Source organism: Candidatus Limnocylindrales bacterium (assembly GCA_035571835.1).
GTDB lineage: Bacteria > Desulfobacterota > Binatia > UBA1149 > CAITLU01 > DATNBU01.
This window is the reverse complement of the sequence record DATNBU010000038.1, coordinates 57,307-73,865: the sequence shown is the minus strand read 5'-3', so window position 1 is coordinate 73,865 and position 16,559 is coordinate 57,307. Positions and strand designations below refer to the sequence as shown.

Here is a 16,559-nt window from a genome sequence, read left to right as displayed (position 1 = left end):
GATGTCTACTGGCGGGCAAAAGGCTTTGCCCGATGTGGCGGGCAAAAGGCTTTGCGCTTTCTGGCGGGCAAAAGCGTTTGCCCTGTGGTTACGGGCAGAAGGCTCCGGAAGGCGCTGCACCTTTACTGGCGGCGAGGTCTCGCTTACGGTCGCCACGTGAATGCGGCCCTGATTCCGGTACGTTCGATTGCCGGCGCCAAAAAGCGCCTTGCCGGCTGCCTCGACGACGCGCGTCGCGAAACGCTCGCGCTCGCGATGCTCGAAGACATGATCAGCGCGCTGACGGCCGCGACTCGCCTCGACCGCATCGTGGTCGTCAGCTCGGATACGGACCTGCTTCGCCATGCGCGTCGATGCGGAGCCGAAGCACTCGCGGAAGGCCCTGCGCGAGGCCTGAACGCCGCCGTCGGGTTCGCCGCCGCCGAGCTCGAAAAACAGGGCGTCCGCCGCCTTCTCGTGATTCCGGGCGACGTTCCGCTGCTCGATCCGTTCGAGATCGATGCGCTCTTCGAAGTCGATGCCGAGCGCTATCCGGTGATCGTGGTGCCGTCGGCTTCGGCGACCGGCACCAACGGGCTCGTGCTCAGCCTTCCGGCCGGAATCGATTTCCGCTTCGAAGGCGAAAGCCTTGCCGCCTATCGCACCGAATGCCGCGCGCGCACGCTGGAGATGCTGATCCTCGGGCTCGACGGGTTTGCCGTCGACGTCGATACGCCGGCGGACCTGGCGACGCTTCCGCATCGAAGCGGGTATCGCACGTGCGAGCTGGTGGCGGAGTGGCGGGACGCGCTCGGAGCAGATGCACTCGACGGGGAAAGCCCGGCGTCCGGCGGTGCGGTCATCGTCGCAACGGAAGACTGACGCCGGCCGTCACTGCGTTCCGCCGCTGGCACGGAATTTACCGTCCGCGTTGCTGCGAACGCCGTCGGAAAGAAATTCGGCTTCGAAGCACGTGCCGTTACGGATCTGAAACTGCGCACGCAGCGGCGTCGCGACAGGCGTCGCCGGAAACGTGTCGAGCAGATATCCGCGTGCTTTCATGGTCAGGCTCGACTCGCCGTCGCCGCCGCCTTGCAGCGCGATCGTAAGAGTGCCGGACTGATCGTCGACGTGGCTCTTGTACGTGACCCGGTCGTCGGCGACCGTCCAGCACGAAGCCGTGTCGCAGAAGCCCGGCCGGATCGGCTGCTGCAGCACGAGAGCCGGTGACGGGGACGCCTCGTCGAAAACGCACAGACCGGTTTCATCGGTCGGCGGGTCTCCGATGTCGGCGACGCCCACGGCTACTCCCTTCTTCCATGAAAAACGCAGCTTGCCCGCACCGCTGCTCGCGAGCTGCAACATGCTGCCGGTGGCCCGGGTCGTCTCGAGACAGTCCGTCCTCGGCCCGTAGACGCAGGATCCGTCGGCTTCGCAGACCTCGCAGAGGCCGCATGGTGAAGGGCCGCCCGTGCAGTCGCCCGCCGAGCAGATGTCGGCCTTCGTGCATGGATCGCCGTCTTCACACGCAAGCCCGTCGGCGATTCCGCTGCAATCGGTCACGAAACAACCGGCGGCCTCGTCGCAGCGATTCGCGACGACCGTGTACGGGAATCCGACGCATCCATGAGGAGTGCTCGCGTATGAGATCCCGCCGCCGCTGAAACGGAGATTGTCGAGCGAAGCCGTGGCGTTGAAATGCTCTTCGCAGTACCAGGGGAACGATCCCGGATACTGACTCGACATTGCCCCGGTCGCAGGAACGATCACACCCTCGGGCGTAAAGAATTCGTCGGGGTCGATCGTGTCTCCGTAATCATGGTAACGGCCGCCGCGTTGCTCATAACGATCGCCGTGTACGGAATGGATTGCATACCCGGGCATGTCGAAGATCACGCGCCAGAGTCCGGTCAGGTCGACGCATGAATCGAGCAGGGAACCGCCGCCACAGACGCCCGAAGTGCACATTTCGCCTTGAGTGCAATCGTTACCGTCGTCACAGGTGGTCGAGTCGGCCATCGGGGTGCAAACCGAAGGATCACCGCTGCAGTCGAAGCACGGCTCGAGCCGGCACCGCGAATCGCAGCCGTCGCCGCTGACGGCATTGCCGTCGAAACATTCGCAGCGAAAGAGCTCGCGAAAGCGCGCGCTGACACCGGATTCAACAACATATCCGTAAATATGGCTCGAGCCGATGGTAGCGTTCAGCTGATAAGGCGAGTCCGTGGCCGAGATCTGATCGCCGCTGATCGTGCCGGCAAAATCGTAGGTCGTCGCATCTTCCGTCCACGTCAGCGTAATTGCCGATTCTGTCTGTGCAATGTCGGCGAAACTCGGAGGATCGAGCGCCACGTACCAGTGGCCGCTCACATCGTCGGCCGCGGCATTGCCGGCGACGACCAGAGACAACGCGGCCATGATGGAAATGATCCGAGGGAATGGCATGGTCCCTCTTAGTCCGCCGCCATGGTGCGAGTCAAGGCAGCGAATACGTGCGCAGGACGCGAGTCGCGCTTCCGCTTGCACCGCGGACCGGACTACGATGGCACGGCGCATGCCCGCGATCCTCGAAAACGCGTCCGACGAAGACCTGATGCTCTCGTGGCAGCGCGGAGATCCGTCGGCATTCGATATCCTGTACAGGCGCTACCGCGGATCGCTCTACCGCTTCCTCGTTCGCCAGGCGGGCGGCGAAGCAGCGGCCGACGAGCTCTACCAGGACGTATGGATGACGCTCGTGCGCAGCCGCGACCGCTGGACTCCGGTCGCGACGCTGAAAAGCTACCTCTACCGCATCGCGCATTCGCGGCTCGTCGACCACTATCGCAGCCGCGGGCGTCGCAGCCATCCTCTCGATGTATCGCTCGATGCGGAGAATGCACCGGAGCTTGCCGACGAATGCGAAATCGCGTCCGAAGCTCACCGCGGAACGGCCGAAGCCGTGCGCCACTGCCTCGACGGCCTTCCGCCCGCGCAGCGCGAAGCGTTCCTGCTGAAGGAAGAATCCGGGCTCGCGCTCGGCGAGATTGCCGCGGTGACCGGCGCCGAGGCTGAAACCGTCAAGAGCCGCGTGCGCTACGCAATCGCGAAGCTGAGACGCTGCCTGGAGGGATGGCTGTGACCGACGATCCGAACGCCGGCGCTCACGACGATTCCGATGCAATGCCGGACGACGAATCGCTTCGCCGTCTCTACCACACGATGCCGAAGCTCGAGCCTCCGGTCGAAATCGACAACGCAATTCTTGCCGCCGCTCGCCGCCAGGCGACGCGACGCCGCTCGCTGCGCAGCCGGACGCTCATTCGCTGGGGAGTTCCGCTTGCTGCGGCCGCGAGCATTCTCGTTACGTTCGCGCTGACGCGCCTCGAGCCGGAGCCGCATGCGGACCACTCGCGCGCGGTCGATACGGTGGAGAGCCGTGCGAAGAGCGAAGACCAGTTCCTCGCCGATGCACCGCAAACGGATTCCGCGCGGCTTTCTGCTCCGGCTGCGCCCGCTGCGGCTCCGCCGGCTGCAGCTCCGCCGCCTCCTGCTGTCGCTGCCCTGCGCTCACGGGCGGAGTTGCGGGATCAATCTGCACCCGCAGCCGCGGGCGACCTCGCCGCGAAGGAATCGGCAGTATCCACGCCGCCCGCAGTGCAGTTGCCGTGGCCGTTCGGGCTCGAGCCGGACCTCGCCGAGGCGGATGCATGCGCCCGCATCACCGCTGCAGGCACAGGTCGATGCGAATTCCACGGCGGCGACGCCGACATCGTGGTCGCGCCCGCGCGGACGATCGATCGCGGGGCGTTCCAAGGCAGGAGCGCCCGCCGGATCGTGCTGCATGCGAGCGGCGGAAAGCTCACCGGCATCGATCTGTGGCTCGACGGCGCAGGCGAAAATCCCGTGCACCTCGGAGCGCCGTGATGCTCTCGTGTATTCTCGGCGCGGCGCTCGCACGACGCCCGCGTACCGACTAAAAGATCCGCCGTGGTCACTCGCGCCGGCAGCATCGACAAGGCACCGTTCGGACGCACCGGACACGACTCGAGCCGCGTGATCTTCGGCGCCGCCGCGCTGTTCTCGATGCGCCAGGAGCGCGCCGACCGCCTGCTCGAGCTGCTCCTCGAGCGCGGCGTCAACCACATCGACACCGCTGCCGACTACGGCGATTCCGAGCTTCGCATCGCGCCGTGGATGACGAGGCACCGCAGGGACTTCTTCCTTGCGACCAAGACCGGCGCCCGCACGAAAAGCGGCGCGCGCGAAAGCATTCATCGCTCGCTCGAACGACTCGGCGCCTGCCACGTCGACCTGATCCAGCTTCACAACCTCGTTGCCGAACACGACTGGGAAGTCGCGATGGGGCCGGGCGGCGCGCTCGAAGCGCTCATCGATGCGCGAAGCGAAGGCCTGGTGCGCTTCCTCGGCGTGACGGGGCACGGATACTCGGTCGCCCGCCAGCACATCCGCAGCCTCGAGCGCTTCGCGTTCGACAGCGTGCTCGTCCCCTACAATGCGTCGATGATGCGGCAGCCGGCCTACGCCGCCGACTTCGAGGCGCTCATCGACATCTGCTTCGCGCGCGGAGTGGCCGTGCAGACGATCAAGTCCATCGCGCGGCGGCGGTGGGGAGACGGCAGCGATGCGCCGCACTTCAGCTGGTACGAGCCGCTGACCGATCCGGACGCCATCCGTCGTGGCGTGCACTTCGCGCTGTCGCGTCCCGGGTTTTTCCTGAACTCGTCGAGCGACGGCCGGCTGCTGCCGCTCATCCTCGATGCCGCCGCGCTGCCGGCGAGCGAACCCACTGCGGCGGAGATCGATTTCGACATCGCCGAGCATGCAATCGAGCCGCTGTTCCCGGCCGGAGTCGACGACATCTGATCGCACACGTCCGGATCTTTCGTCGCGAACAGGTTTTTGGCACACTCGCGCATGCTCTTGTCCCGTCCGGCTCCGCTCCACACCGCGATATCCATGCTGAGCTGGGCGTTCGTCGCAGCGGCGATGCTCGTGCCCCTCACCGCATCGGCCGCGACCAAGCCAGCGAAGGAAATGCCGGCGCCGAAGCCCGAGGAGATCTCGGAGGTCAAAGCGATCCTCCGCAGCGCCGACCTGCTGGTGGCCTGCGAGGACGGCAATACCGACAAGGTCCGGCAGCTGCTCAAGGAAGGCGTCGATCCGAACGCGTCGCGAACATCGGGAGCCAACGCGCTGCTCTATGCGACCGCCGGGCGCCACAGCGAGATCGTCTCGCTGCTTCTCGACGCGAAGGCCGATCCGAACCGCACGAGCGCGGGCCTGTCTCCGCTGTTCCTCGCCTCCGAGAACGGTGACATCGATACCGTCAAGCTGCTGCTTCGCGCGGGAGCGAACGTGAACCTGAAGCTGCATGCCGTCGACGAGGACCTGAAACCGCGCGAAGGCGATACCGCACTGATCGCCGCCGCGTCGTCGACCGGAACGGCGGCCGTCGTCAAAGCGCTTCTCGGCGCCGGCGCCGATATCGACGAGGCCGCCGACAACGGCAAGACCGCCGTCATGCAGGCCGTCGCTTCCGGAAACTCCGGCGTGCTGCGCGCGCTTCTCGAAGCCAGACCGAAACTGTCGGCACGCATGACCGACGAGGATTCCGATTTCGATGCGCTGACTCTCGCGGTCGGCAAGAGCAATCCCGACATGGTCGGCATGCTGATCGATGCCGGCGCCGACCCGCGGGTGAAGATGGACGACGAAGTCACGCTCCTCGAATTCGCCATCCTGAGCGAGCAGCCGGTGGTTGCATCGAAGCTTCGCAAGGCCGGGATTCCCGAGCCGAGCGCCGAGCGCATCGCGGCGCTGCGCAAGGCCGCAACCGAGACCGGTCCCGAGCATTGACCGCGCCCGGCATCGCGGGGATCTGCGACTGTCCGCAGCGCTGCGCGCGACCTCTCCGTGGGAAGCTCTGACTCCGTGACTGCCGAAACCCTCATGCTGCTCACGCTCGGCGTTCTCGTGATCGCCTTCCTCTACTCGTCGGTCGGTCACGCCGGGGCATCCGGCTACATCGCCATCATGTCGCTCGCCGGGCTTGCGCCGGCGTCCATCAAGCCGACGGCGCTTGCGCTCAACATCCTCGTCGCCTCGATCGGCAGCTTTCAGTTCTGGAGGGCCGGGCATTTCTCGTGGCCGCTGTTCTGGCCGTTTGCGCTGCTGTCGGTTCCGCTCGCGTACATGGGCGGCTACCTGACGCTGCCGGCGCACGTGTTTCACATGCTGGTCGGCGTGGTCCTGCTGTATTCGGCGGCCCGCTTCTTCGCGCGCCCGCCGGCCGAGATCGAGCCGAGCCGGCCGCCTGTTCCGGTCGCCGTCGGCGTCGGCGGAGCAATCGGCCTGTTGTCGGGGCTTACCGGAACCGGCGGCGGCATCTTCCTGACGCCGGTGATGCTGCTGATGCACTGGGCCCGCACCAAGCCGACCGCCGCGACGTCGTCACTGTTCATTCTCGTGAACTCGATTTCGGGGCTGCTCGGCAACGTGACGAGCACCGGGCAGTTTCCGGCGTTCGCGTTCGCCCTGCTCGCGGCGGCCGGCATCGGCGGGGCGGTGGGATCGTACTACGGGAGCCGGCGCTTCGCTCCGGTCGTGATCAAGCGACTGCTCGCGGTGGTGCTGCTGATCGCCGGCAGCAAGCTGCTGTTCGGATAGCGAACGGACAGTTATCTGCGCAGCCGTCGCAGCGCCGCTTCGAGCACCGTCCATTCGCGCTCGTGACGCTCGCGGTCGACGTCGTCGTGCTCCTCGACGGCTTCGAGCACGTCGAGATATTCCTTGGGAAACTCGTGCTGCACAGCTCCGGTCGTCACGAAGCCTTTGTACCAGCGGTACGGCCGCACGTTCTCGTCGAGAAGCTCGGGGTTGGCCACGTATGCGGTCGCTTCGAAGCTTTCGCCGTCCGGTGAGCGCACGGTAACGGTCTTTTCGAAGTAATCTTCGCCGAGCCCTTCGAACGCGTCGAGAACGATCTTGTCTTCGGGAGTCAGCTCGTAGACGACGCCCCAGATCCGGTCGTCCTCGCAGCCGGTCTCGAATGCGTCGCACTTGCCGGAGCCGTCGCGGCTGCGCTTGTGCCAGCGAAGCGTGTGGCCGGCGAGTGTCGCAACCGACACGACACGCGCGCTCGGCGTGCGCGCATGCAGCCTTTCGATGCAGAGATTGGAGCCGTACGCGAAGACCAGCACCATTGCGCGCCTCAGTGTCCGCCTTCGCCTTCGGTGGTGATCATCGGGATCACCGCCAGGATGCCTGCCGCGAGGAGATAGGCACCCGCCCACGAAGCGCCGGTGCCGAAACCGAGCGCGACGACCGTATCGCCGGGCGTCCACGTGTACGCGTGCATGAGCCCGACGAACGACAGCACGGCGGCGACGGCGCACCATGCCGCCGCGCGATCGAAACGCCGGTCGATGATCTCCGCGGTCGCCGCCGCAAGGATCATTGCGGTGAAGATGAAGCCCTGTTCGAGCGCGAACGCACCACGTCCGGCAAGATCGAAATTGGCGAGCGACTGTTCGAGCGCCGCGGAGAACGGCGGCCCGCCGGGAACTCCGGCGCCGCCGGCGCGAAGCCCGGTCTTCAGCATCAGCGTGCCCCAGGCTGCAACGCCGGGCAGCAGCCCGACCGCAACCGCGGCAGCGTGCTTGCGCGGCGTCGCTTCGAACGCCTGCGCGACGATGACGATGCCGATCCACAGCACGATCGCCATGCCGGCTTCGATCGGCACCGCGAGCGCGACGATGCCCGCCGCGCCGGTAAGGCACAGCACGGTCGCGAACGCACCGCCGAGGATCGAGTAGCCGGCGCGCGCACCCATTGCCTTCCATCCGGGATGTCCGATGTAGATCGTGGTCGGAAAACAGCTGCCGAACACGCACGCCGCGAGCGTGCCGATGCCGTTGGCGAGCAGCGACGGCCGCGCCTCGTACTCGTCGCCCGCTGCCGAAGCGCTTTCGATGTTCTGCAGCGAGCCGACGACGTTGACGACGCCCATCGGCACGATCACCGACAGATACGCGACGAGGCTCCCGTCGCCGATCGAGCGCAGCAGATCGCCGAGCGCCGCATGCGGAAGGCGCAGGCCGAGATTGGCGAGCGCACCCTGCCACGCGCCGTCGGCAGCGCCGGCCACACCGCTCAGCCAGCAAAGCAGCGTACCGGCCGCAATCGCGATCAGCCCGCCGGGTATGCCGCCGGCGAAGCGCACGCGGCCGAAGTACGCGACCAGCACGATGACGAGCGTCGGGATGCCGACCATCGGCGACGCATACGCCTTGAAGAAGAACCCGAGCGCGATGAACGACACGGCAATGCCGGCGAGCGACGACAGCAGCGCCGCGCGCGGAGTGCTGCGGCGGATCGCCTCGGCAACGAACGCGCCGGCGCACTCGAGCACGCCGCTTCCGAAGCACGCGGCAAGCCCGTCGCGCCACGCGCGCTGCGAAGCTTCGTCCGCCGACATGCCGGCGCCCTGCGCAGCGAGCTTGGACGGGAGCATCACGAGAAAAATGAACGCGAACAGGCTGACGGTATTGATGCCGTACGGCAGCGCGGTCACGTTCGCGCGCCCCGTGCGCGCCGCAAGCCGCGACGCCTGCCACGAATAGAAGATGTTGCCGACCAGGATCGACACGGCGGCGCCGGGCAGCACGCGCCCGAACAGCAGCTCGTCGCTGAAACCGAGCACCGAGCGGCAGAGGCCGACGATGACGAGCAGCTGGACGAGGTTGTCGATCGCGAGACCGAAGAAGCCGTCGATGTCGCCGCGCACGAACCAGCGGAAGCGACCCTCGACGACTGTGGATGCCCCCGCGCTCACGTCGATCTGTTACCCGCGGCCGGCGAGCACGCGCGCCCGCGGCCATGGCAGCAGTGTGGCCTTCGACGACACGTCTGCGCTGCGAAGCATCACGCTGCCTCCGGCCGCGCTCTTCGCCGGGAGATAGGCCAGTGCGATCGGCCCGAGCCGCGGTGACACGGCAACGCTGGTCACGACGTCGCTGTCCGTGCCGCCTTCGACGGTCGCGCCCGGCGCCACGCCCGGCGCGACCTTGAGCAGGCACATCTCGTGGTTGATGCGTCCGCGGCTGACGGCGCGCTCGATGACTTCCTGGCCCACGTAGCAGCCTTTCGCGAAATGAATGGCCCACTCGAGCCGCGCTTCGATCGCGATGCGCTTTTCATCGAGATCGACGCCGTAGCGAACCGTGCCGCTCTCGATGCGCACGATCTCGAGCGCTGCAGCACCGCAGCGCACGGCGCCGGACGACTCGATTGCACGCAGCACGCGATCCGCGTCGCCCGGCCTTCCCTCCGGATTGCAGACCAGTACGTCGTAACACGGCACGCGAAGGTCCGCGCGCGAGAAGATCTGCACGTCTTCTCCGGCAATCGTCGTCGACGTGACGGCCCACGGCCCGAGCGATGGCGCTCCGGCCGCGCCGTTGCGCGAAAGGATGTCCGCGGCGCGCGGACCGGCAACCGTCATGCAGCGTGCGTCGACGTCGGGTTCGAAATCGCAGTCGTCGGCGACCAGGAATCTCGACAGCGCCGTGCGCGTCGCCGCTGCCGCCGAAGCGGTCGATGCGATCCAGATGCGCTCGCCGGTCTCATACAGCGCGAACAGCGCGAGCGGCCGGCCTTGGGCCGTGAGCGTCGCTGCCGGCGCGCCGGTTCCCGGCTGGAGCGCGGTGACGTTGGCGGTGGTCTGTCCGTGCAGGAATTCGCGCCGCTCCTCGCCGACGGCGGGAAACCAGCGGCGCCAGCTCGCATCGAACACGCCGGCGTGTTCGTCGAGTGCTTTCCACTCGGGCTTGAGACCGGAGAACCACGCGGGCGTCCGGACGCCTTCGTAGGGAATTTCCTCTGCAGGCTCTCGGGCAGGCACTCGCGGTTTCTCGCTCTTCATCACTTCAGGTGTAGTACCCGCGGCGCTTGACGGCCAGCTCTCTGTCGAGAATGAAGATCTCGACCTTCTGCGGACCCTCTTCGCCTTCTTTGGGCTTGCGAAATTTGTGACCGCGCAGCGTCACCGCAACCAGACCAAGATCCGGGCGACCGGGATAGTCGCGGCACTCGCGGATCTCGGTCGCCGCGAACACCGTGTCGCCGGAAAACAGCGGCGCGACGTGGCGCCCGGTCGTGTAGACGACGTCGGCCAGCGAGTTGTCGGCGATGTCGGGCGAAGAGATGCCGAGACACAGGTTGAACGGAATGCCGCCAAAGATGATCAGGCGGCCGCCGAGGTACTTGTCGGGGTTCGAGTCGATCATGTGCTGGTTGCAGTGCACCTGCGACGTGTTGTCGAGCTGCGCCGTCAGCGCGATGTGCTCGTCGGTCATCACGCGGCCGCGCGAATGCTCGTAGACGTCGCCCGCATGGAAATCCTCGAAGTACGTGTCGCGGTTCGAAAGGTGCGCCTTGGACCCGTAGGCGCGGGTCTTGTCGTACGGCGGGATCCACGGCGTGCATTCGACCGACGGCTTCTGGCCGATCTGCGCATCGACGACGGTTGCCGACATGTCGCCTTTCCAGACCTGGACCTTGCGCTCGAACGCAATGACGACCTCGCCGGTCTGCTTGCGGCCGAGACTCGCCACGTGAACGACGCCGAGGGTGGGATCCTTCGACGACCGGGTGACGCCGAGCACGGTGGTCTCGGCCTCGAGCGTATCTCCAGGGTACACGGGCGCACCGAAGCGCATGTTGATGTACTCGAGATTCGCGCGCGCGTTCTCGGAAACGTCCTCGACCGTCTGCGAGAACACGACGAGCATGACGAGGCCGGGCGGGCAGACGATGTCGTCGTAACCGTACAGGCGCGCATACTCGCGGTTCTTCGAGAGCGGATTGGTCGTCATGTTGAATTCGGTGAACGCGTTGAACAGGCCCTCGTTGACGGTCTTTCCGCCCTTGTGGCGCATCACGGCGCCGACCTTGAAATCCTCGAGAAAGTTTCCCGTCTTCTTGCGAATGACCGCCATCGTTTTCCTCAGTTCGTGCTGTCGCCGTCCGTCTTCGGCTGCACGACTTCGACGTCGAGGCCGGCCACGACGATGTGGCGGATCGGAGAGGCCGGTGTCTTGAAAAGGAACAGCATCGGCCCGTCCCATGCAGATTCGGTCGTCACGCGCATTCCGCCTTCGCCGAGCTTGTACGCGAGGCGCGCATTTCGTCCGCCGCAATCGTAAAGCCTGCCCCCGGTGTCGATATGCCACCTGGCCAGTCGGCCGTCGGCTCCGTGGTAGACCGTGAGCGGAGCTTCCGCCGTCGGAAGACAGATCGCGTATACCGGCGTCTGCGTCCCGTCGTCGGACTTCGCGAACACCGACGATGCGCCGAGTACCGGCGTGGTCGAAGCCGCCGGGATGTGCGCGTCGAGCACGACGGCGCTGTAGGACATGGCTGCGTGGATGTCCGGCGCATGAAACTCGCGAATGTCGGCCGTACCGGAAGAGATCACGGTGGCCGACGCGATGCCGGGACCGCTGGTTTCGGGTTCGGTCGGCGCCGGTCTGGTCGGATCGTAACCGGGACCGAACGGGCTGACGATCGGCCCCGGGGGTTCGGGCGGCTCCGCCGGCTCGACTTGCGCGCGAAGCGGAGCCGGCGCCAGCGCCAGCACGGCCGTCATCAGCAGGGACAGCAGGCTCGAAACGATCGCGCCGCCCGCAGCTCGCGGGCGCATATGGATGACGATGCCGCGCACGGTCAGTCCATCAGCACGACGCCCCTGGCATTGCGTCCGCTGCGAAGGTCGGCCATCGCGTCGTTGATCTGGTCGAGCGTGTACGTGCGCGAGACGAGCTCGTCGAGCATCAGCTGTTTCTTCTTGTAGAGCTCGATCAGCAGAGGCACGGTCTTCCACGAATCGGCCGAGCCGTTGGTCGTGCCGCGCATGCCCTTCTCCTGCGTGACCGCGGCGATCTGCGACAGCGACACTTTCTCTTTCATGTGCGCGATGCCGACGAGGATCACCTCTCCGCCCTTGGCGATCGACAGGAACGCGATGCGGGCGATCTCGGGATTGCCGACGGCCTCGAACGCGAAGTCGAGGCCGGCGCGTTCCTGCGTCAGCGCGCGGATCTGCTTGTGCAGGTTCTCGGCGTCGCCGCGCAGCGTATGCGTCGCGCCGAAACTGCGCGCGGTCTCGAGCTTGCCGTCGTCGAGGTCGATCGCGATGATCGTCTTCGCGCCGGCAAGGCGCGCGCCCTGAATGATGTTGAGCCCGACGCCGCCGCATCCGAATACCGCCACGTCGTCGCCGCTGCGGACCTCGGCCGCGTAACGGGCCGCGCCGTATCCGGTGATGACCGCACAGCCGAGCAGCGCCGCGCGATCGAGCGGCATCGACTTGTCGATCGGGATCACCGCGTTGTCGGCGAGGATGATCTGCTCGGCGAAGCCGCCGACACCGAGGAATGACGCGACCGGCGTTCCGCCGGCCGACGCGCGGTCCATCGCGCGCGACGTCGGATCGTCGGACAGGTTGCACAGGTGCGTCCGTCCCGACTTGCAGAAGCGGCACTCGCCGCATGCCGGCGACCACGCGGCCACGACATGATCGCCCGGCTCCACGTTCGTCACGGCGGCGCCGACGGCCTCGACGATGCCGGCCGCTTCGTGGCCGAGAATGACCGGCGTCGGGCACGCGAAGAATTCGTTCAGCGCCGAAAGGTCGCTGTGGCAGACGCCGCACGCCTTGACGCGAACCAGCACCTCGTGCTCGCCGATCGGGCGAAGCACGACCTGTTCGACCTTCATCGGCTGGTCCTTCTGATAAACGACGGCGGCACGCGGCATGATGAGCTCCTCTTGGGACCGGGTCGGACGGACGAACGACGATGTCTCGGAGCGGGTGTGTCAGCCTACGCGCCGGTTGGCCACGTCGAGCCGGTCACTGAGGATGCGGGCGATATTAAGGAAAAACTTCGAAGCCAAACGCGGGTAGCGGATCCGCAGGCGCCGCAGGAAATCCTCGTCGATCACCAGAGCGTCGAGATCGCTCGACGCGACGACGTCGGCGCCGCGCGGCGCGCGGCGCAGCAGCGCCATCTCGCCGACGATGCCGCCGCGCGGAAGCGGAATGTTGACGCCGTGATCGAGCTGCACCTGCCCGTCGCCGGTCAGCACCAGGTACATCTCGCGGCCTTCCTCGCCGCGACGCACGATGTACTCGCCGCTGCGGAACGTCTTGAGCTGGCCGAGCAGCACGACGAGGCGCACGCCGAGGCGCCCGAGGCCTTCGAACAGCGGAATCGTAAGGTGAGGGCTCGGACCGAGGCGCGACGAGACCAGATCCCACACGCTGATCACCGGCACCGTGGCAAGGATGGCGGGCACCAGGAACAGGTTGCACAAGAGCGCCGCGATCATCGTCAGCGCCGTCAGCCATCCGAACGTCGAGATGATGACGAAGCTCGACGTCACCATGACCATGAATCCGGCGGCCAGCGTGATGGTCGTCGCGATGACCGGCCGGCTCACGAGATGAAGCGTCGCGAGCAGCGCCTCGCGCTGCGTGCCGGTGGTCTTCACGACGCGGTTCAGGCGCGCCATGTAGTGCACGGTGTCGTCGACCGAGATGCCGAGCGCGACGGCGGCAATGATGCTGGTCGCGAGGTTGAGCTCGATGCCGCCGAAACCCATCACCCCGAAGAACACGACGTTCGGGATCACGTTCGGGATCATCGCCATCAGGCCGACCCGCAGCGAGAGGAACATGAACGCGAGCAGCACGAAGATGATTCCGTACGCGACGACCGTGCTCTCGACCTGACCCTGCAGGATCCGGTCGGAGATCGACGCCATCACCACCAGCGTTCCGGTCATCTGCACGTCGACGCCGCGCGGGAACGCTTCGGCAGCGTAAGCCTTGACCTTCTCGACGAGCGCCGACGTCTCGAGCGAGCCGGTCAGCGACGTGCGAAGCGTGATGTGAAGACGCTGCAGGTTCCTGTCGACCACGCTCGAGAACGAGCGCGGATTGGCCGTGACCAGCTGGATCACGGCGGGAAGCTGCTTTTCAGGATCTTTCCAGAAGCTCTTCGGCGGCGGCGACTCCATCACCTCGCCGGTCGCTTCGTTCAGGATCATCTCGCCGCCGGCGTTCTGAAGGCCGAGGTCGAGCTCGTCGAGGTAGTCGACGAGCGACAGGCTCTCGTCGACGCCGTCCAGCCCTTCGACGAATGTCTGGAAGTCTTTCACGCGGCGCAGCGCCGCGATGTCGCGGAAGTAGCCGGGCTCGGGTCCGCTGATCACGACCGAGATCGGATTCGGACCGGCCAGCTTGTGCTGGATCGCATCGAAGCTTTCGCGCACCGGTGAGCCGGGGCGGAACGCCTTGAGAAAGTCGGTGTCGACCTGGACCTGCATCGCGCCGTACGCGGCAATCCCCGTCACGATCGCCGCGCCGGTCAGGACTTTCAGCCGGTGATCGACGCAGATCGCGCCGATGCGCTGCACGACGCGCTCGAGCCACGGCATGCCGACGCCGGCCGGTTCGTCGGCCGCCTCCTCGCCTTCCTTCTGCACGTGGACGATCTTGCGGCCCGGCATTGCGAGCAGCGCGAGCGGGATGCCGAGCACGCAGCCGAACGTGACGACCGCGATCCCGAGCACCGCGAACTTTCCGAGTCCCGCGATCGCAGGAATCGGATGAATCGCGAGCGATCCGAATCCGATCGCATTGGTAACCGCCGAGACGAACACCGGCAGCGCGACTTCGTCGAGCACGCGGCCGAAGATCTCTTCCGGAAGCAGCGTCGCCGACTCGGGCTTGCGGATGAGCTCGAGGTACGCATCCACGATGTGGATCGCGTACGAGCCGCCGATCACCAGAAGCAGCGACGGAAGCACCAGCGTCGCGAGCGTGATCGGCTCGCCCGCCCATCCCATGAGCCCGATCAGGCAGCCGACGTTGATCGCGAGCGCCGCGAGCGGCAGCAGCGTCGCCCGGATCGAACGGAAGATGCCGTACAGCACGAACGCCATCAGCAGCAGGCTTGCCGGCAGGAAGTCGAGCAGGTCGCTCTGCATGCGCTCGACCGCCTGCACGCGGATGTGCGACATCCCGGTGTAATGGATCTTCGCGTCGCCCTTGTAGCTGTCGATCACGTCCTGGACCGCGTGGTCGACGACAGCTTCGTCGTCGGTCGTGACCGCGTTCTTGAAGAACACCGTGACTGCCGCAGCCTGCCCGTCGGCAGCGACGAGGTTGGGAACGTAGATCGGGTTGGCCTTGACCCGCTCCTGAAGTGCCTTGACGCTCGCCGCCGTGACCGGGCCCGCTTCGAGCAGCGCCGGCGGATTGAAGACGTCGGCGACCGGATCCGAAGCGTTGGTGATGCTGAGCGTGCGGGTTACGCCCGGAACCTTGGCGAGGCGGTCGGTCAGGTCGCGGAGCGCGGCGATGTTCTCGGGCGTGTAGACGTTCGCGCTCTCGACGAGCGCGATGCCGATCTCTTCGTCGCCGAATTCCTTGCGGACCTGTTCGTTGTAGAGCCGGGCGGGATCGTCGGGGACGCTCAGCGACGCGAGGGAACCGTCGAAGCCGATGCGCGTGATGCCCGCCAGCGCAACGAGCGTCAGCGCCACCATGACGATCAGCGACAGTCGGGGCCGCCTGGCCAGCGCGAACATCGAGCGATTCACCGACTCCACCTCACGGCTGGCGGGCGCGCCCTGTGCGGACGATTCACGAGCAACCGTACTTGCCGAGTGCCTTCCATGCAACAACGTCGGACTGCGGTGAATCGGCGCAGCGCGATGGCCGCGTTCGGAGCCGGCTCGATCACTTGATCGTCGCCGCCCGCTTGCGCGCCGGCTCGCGGCGAGCGGCCCAGCGGATCTGCCGCGCGATGCCGCGAAGAATGCCGACCTCGCGCTCGTCGAGTCCGCTGCGAGTCAGGATCGAGCGGATCGTCGCCATCACGCGCTCGGCCTGGTCGCCCTCGAGAAATCCGATCTCTTCGAGCACGTCTTCGAGATCGGCGAGCGCGGCCGACTGCGTCCGGTCATCGGCTGCTGCGGCATCGCCGGACCGCGGCATGCTGCCGGCTTCGTTGCGGCTCGAGCGCAGCCATTCGTACAGGCAGACGACCGCCGCCTGCGCGAGGTTGAGCGATGCGTACGCGTCTGCCGTCGGCACGAAGGCAAGGCGGTGGCAGCGGGCGAGCTGCTGGTTGTCGAGACCGTGATCTTCGGGGCCGAACACGAGCGCGATGCTGGCTTGCCCGTGCGCCCGGGCCTCGGCAAAGGCCTGGTCGATCGGCACGACAGGGATGCTCCACGGCTGGGTTCGCGAAGTGGTGCCGACCACGAACGTCGCGGGCGCAATCGCTTCGTCGAGCGTCGCGGCGGTGCGGATCGATTCGTAGACGTCGCCGGCGTGCACGGCGGTGCGACGGGCTTCCTCGCCGTCGTACTCGCCGCCGACGATGACGAGATCGCCCGCTCCCATGTTCTTCATTGCGCGGCAGACGGCGCCGACGTTGGCGCCGCGCTTCGGACGAAGGAGCACGATGCGCAGCGTCGCCGCGCGTTGCGAGGAAGAAACTGCCATC

General features: G+C 66.7%; 15 protein-coding genes. 6 read left to right on the top strand and 9 right to left on the bottom strand.

Annotation, left to right across the window (positions count from 1 at the left end; all coding sequences use genetic code 11):
• Window positions 1-156 precede the first annotated feature (156 nt).
• Entirely contained in the window at window positions 157-861 is a 705-nt protein-coding gene (gene cofC / locus VN634_17115) for a 2-phospho-L-lactate guanylyltransferase (GenBank protein ID HXC52606.1), read from the top strand.
• 9 nt (window positions 862-870) lie between these two features.
• On the opposite strand, the gene VN634_17110 is transcribed toward cofC, so the two are convergent.
• Entirely contained in the window at window positions 871-2,397 is a 1,527-nt protein-coding gene (locus tag VN634_17110) for a hypothetical protein (GenBank protein ID HXC52605.1), read from the bottom strand.
• Between the two features lie 136 nt (window positions 2,398-2,533).
• Between VN634_17110 and VN634_17105 the strand changes: the two genes are divergently transcribed.
• The 5 genes from VN634_17105 (at window position 2,534) to VN634_17085 (ending at window position 6,648) form a co-directional block, all read left to right on the top strand.
• Window positions 2,534-3,100, top strand: a complete 567-nt coding sequence (locus tag VN634_17105) for a sigma-70 family RNA polymerase sigma factor (protein ID HXC52604.1) — start codon at window positions 2,534-2,536, stop codon at window positions 3,098-3,100.
• On the top strand, window positions 3,097-3,885 hold the full coding sequence (locus VN634_17100) for a hypothetical protein (protein ID HXC52603.1): 789 nt from the start codon (window positions 3,097-3,099) through the stop codon (window positions 3,883-3,885). Before VN634_17105 ends, VN634_17100 begins: the two co-directional genes overlap by 4 nt.
• Before the next feature lie 63 nt (window positions 3,886-3,948).
• On the top strand, window positions 3,949-4,845 hold the full coding sequence (locus tag VN634_17095; protein HXC52602.1) for an aldo/keto reductase: 897 nt from the start codon (window positions 3,949-3,951) through the stop codon (window positions 4,843-4,845).
• A 93-nt stretch (window positions 4,846-4,938) separates the two neighbouring features.
• The gene (locus VN634_17090) at window positions 4,939-5,838 is read left to right on the top strand and encodes an ankyrin repeat domain-containing protein (GenBank protein HXC52601.1); all 900 of its coding nucleotides are present in this window, start codon (window positions 4,939-4,941) and stop codon (window positions 5,836-5,838) included.
• A gap of 75 nt (window positions 5,839-5,913) precedes the next feature.
• A complete protein-coding gene (locus tag VN634_17085; protein HXC52600.1) occupies window positions 5,914-6,648 on the top strand; it encodes a sulfite exporter TauE/SafE family protein in 735 nt (244 codons plus the stop codon).
• An 11-nt stretch (window positions 6,649-6,659) separates the two neighbouring features.
• On the opposite strand, the gene VN634_17080 is transcribed toward VN634_17085, so the two are convergent.
• The 8 genes from VN634_17080 to VN634_17045 form a co-directional block, all read right to left on the bottom strand.
• Window positions 6,660-7,184 (bottom strand): gamma-glutamylcyclotransferase family protein, encoded by a 525-nt coding sequence (locus tag VN634_17080; GenBank protein ID HXC52599.1) that lies wholly within the window; start codon window positions 7,182-7,184, stop codon window positions 6,660-6,662.
• Window positions 7,185-7,192: 8 nt separating this feature from the next.
• Complete coding sequence (locus VN634_17075) at window positions 7,193-8,815, bottom strand: hypothetical protein (GenBank protein ID HXC52598.1); 1,623 nt, start codon at window positions 8,813-8,815, stop codon at window positions 7,193-7,195.
• Between the two features lie 9 nt (window positions 8,816-8,824).
• Entirely contained in the window at window positions 8,825-9,883 is a 1,059-nt protein-coding gene (locus tag VN634_17070; GenBank protein HXC52597.1) for a hypothetical protein, read from the bottom strand.
• Window positions 9,884-9,908: 25 nt separating this feature from the next.
• Complete coding sequence (locus VN634_17065) at window positions 9,909-10,979, bottom strand: MaoC family dehydratase (GenBank protein HXC52596.1); 1,071 nt, start codon at window positions 10,977-10,979, stop codon at window positions 9,909-9,911.
• A gap of 8 nt (window positions 10,980-10,987) precedes the next feature.
• The gene (locus tag VN634_17060; protein ID HXC52595.1) at window positions 10,988-11,704 is read right to left on the bottom strand and encodes a hypothetical protein; all 717 of its coding nucleotides are present in this window, start codon (window positions 11,702-11,704) and stop codon (window positions 10,988-10,990) included.
• A gap of 2 nt (window positions 11,705-11,706) precedes the next feature.
• Window positions 11,707-12,798 (bottom strand): Zn-dependent alcohol dehydrogenase, encoded by a 1,092-nt coding sequence (locus VN634_17055; protein HXC52594.1) that lies wholly within the window; start codon window positions 12,796-12,798, stop codon window positions 11,707-11,709.
• 60 nt (window positions 12,799-12,858) lie between these two features.
• Entirely contained in the window at window positions 12,859-15,648 is a 2,790-nt protein-coding gene (locus tag VN634_17050) for an MMPL family transporter (protein ID HXC52593.1), read from the bottom strand.
• A gap of 139 nt (window positions 15,649-15,787) precedes the next feature.
• Complete coding sequence (locus tag VN634_17045; protein HXC52592.1) at window positions 15,788-16,558, bottom strand: TrmJ/YjtD family RNA methyltransferase; 771 nt, start codon at window positions 16,556-16,558, stop codon at window positions 15,788-15,790.
• Between the last annotated feature and the right edge of the window lies 1 nt (window position 16,559).

What these genes read in the sequence shown, in the direction of transcription:
- VN634_17110 (HXC52605.1), bottom strand. Translation starts at nt 2,397, where the DNA reads ATGGCCGCGTTGTCTCTGGTCGTCGCCGGCAATGCCGCGGCCGACGAT.
- VN634_17105 (HXC52604.1), top strand. Translation starts at nt 2,534, where the DNA reads ATGCCCGCGATCCTCGAAAACGCGTCCGACGAAGACCTGATGCTCTCG.
- VN634_17090 (HXC52601.1), top strand. Translation starts at nt 4,939, where the DNA reads ATGCTGAGCTGGGCGTTCGTCGCAGCGGCGATGCTCGTGCCCCTCACC.
- VN634_17080 (HXC52599.1), bottom strand. Translation starts at nt 7,184, where the DNA reads ATGGTGCTGGTCTTCGCGTACGGCTCCAATCTCTGCATCGAAAGGCTG.
- VN634_17065 (HXC52596.1), bottom strand. Translation starts at nt 10,979, where the DNA reads ATGGCGGTCATTCGCAAGAAGACGGGAAACTTTCTCGAGGATTTCAAG.
- VN634_17055 (HXC52594.1), bottom strand. Translation starts at nt 12,798, where the DNA reads ATGCCGCGTGCCGCCGTCGTTTATCAGAAGGACCAGCCGATGAAGGTC.
- VN634_17045 (HXC52592.1), bottom strand. Translation starts at nt 16,558, where the DNA reads ATGGCAGTTTCTTCCTCGCAACGCGCGGCGACGCTGCGCATCGTGCTC.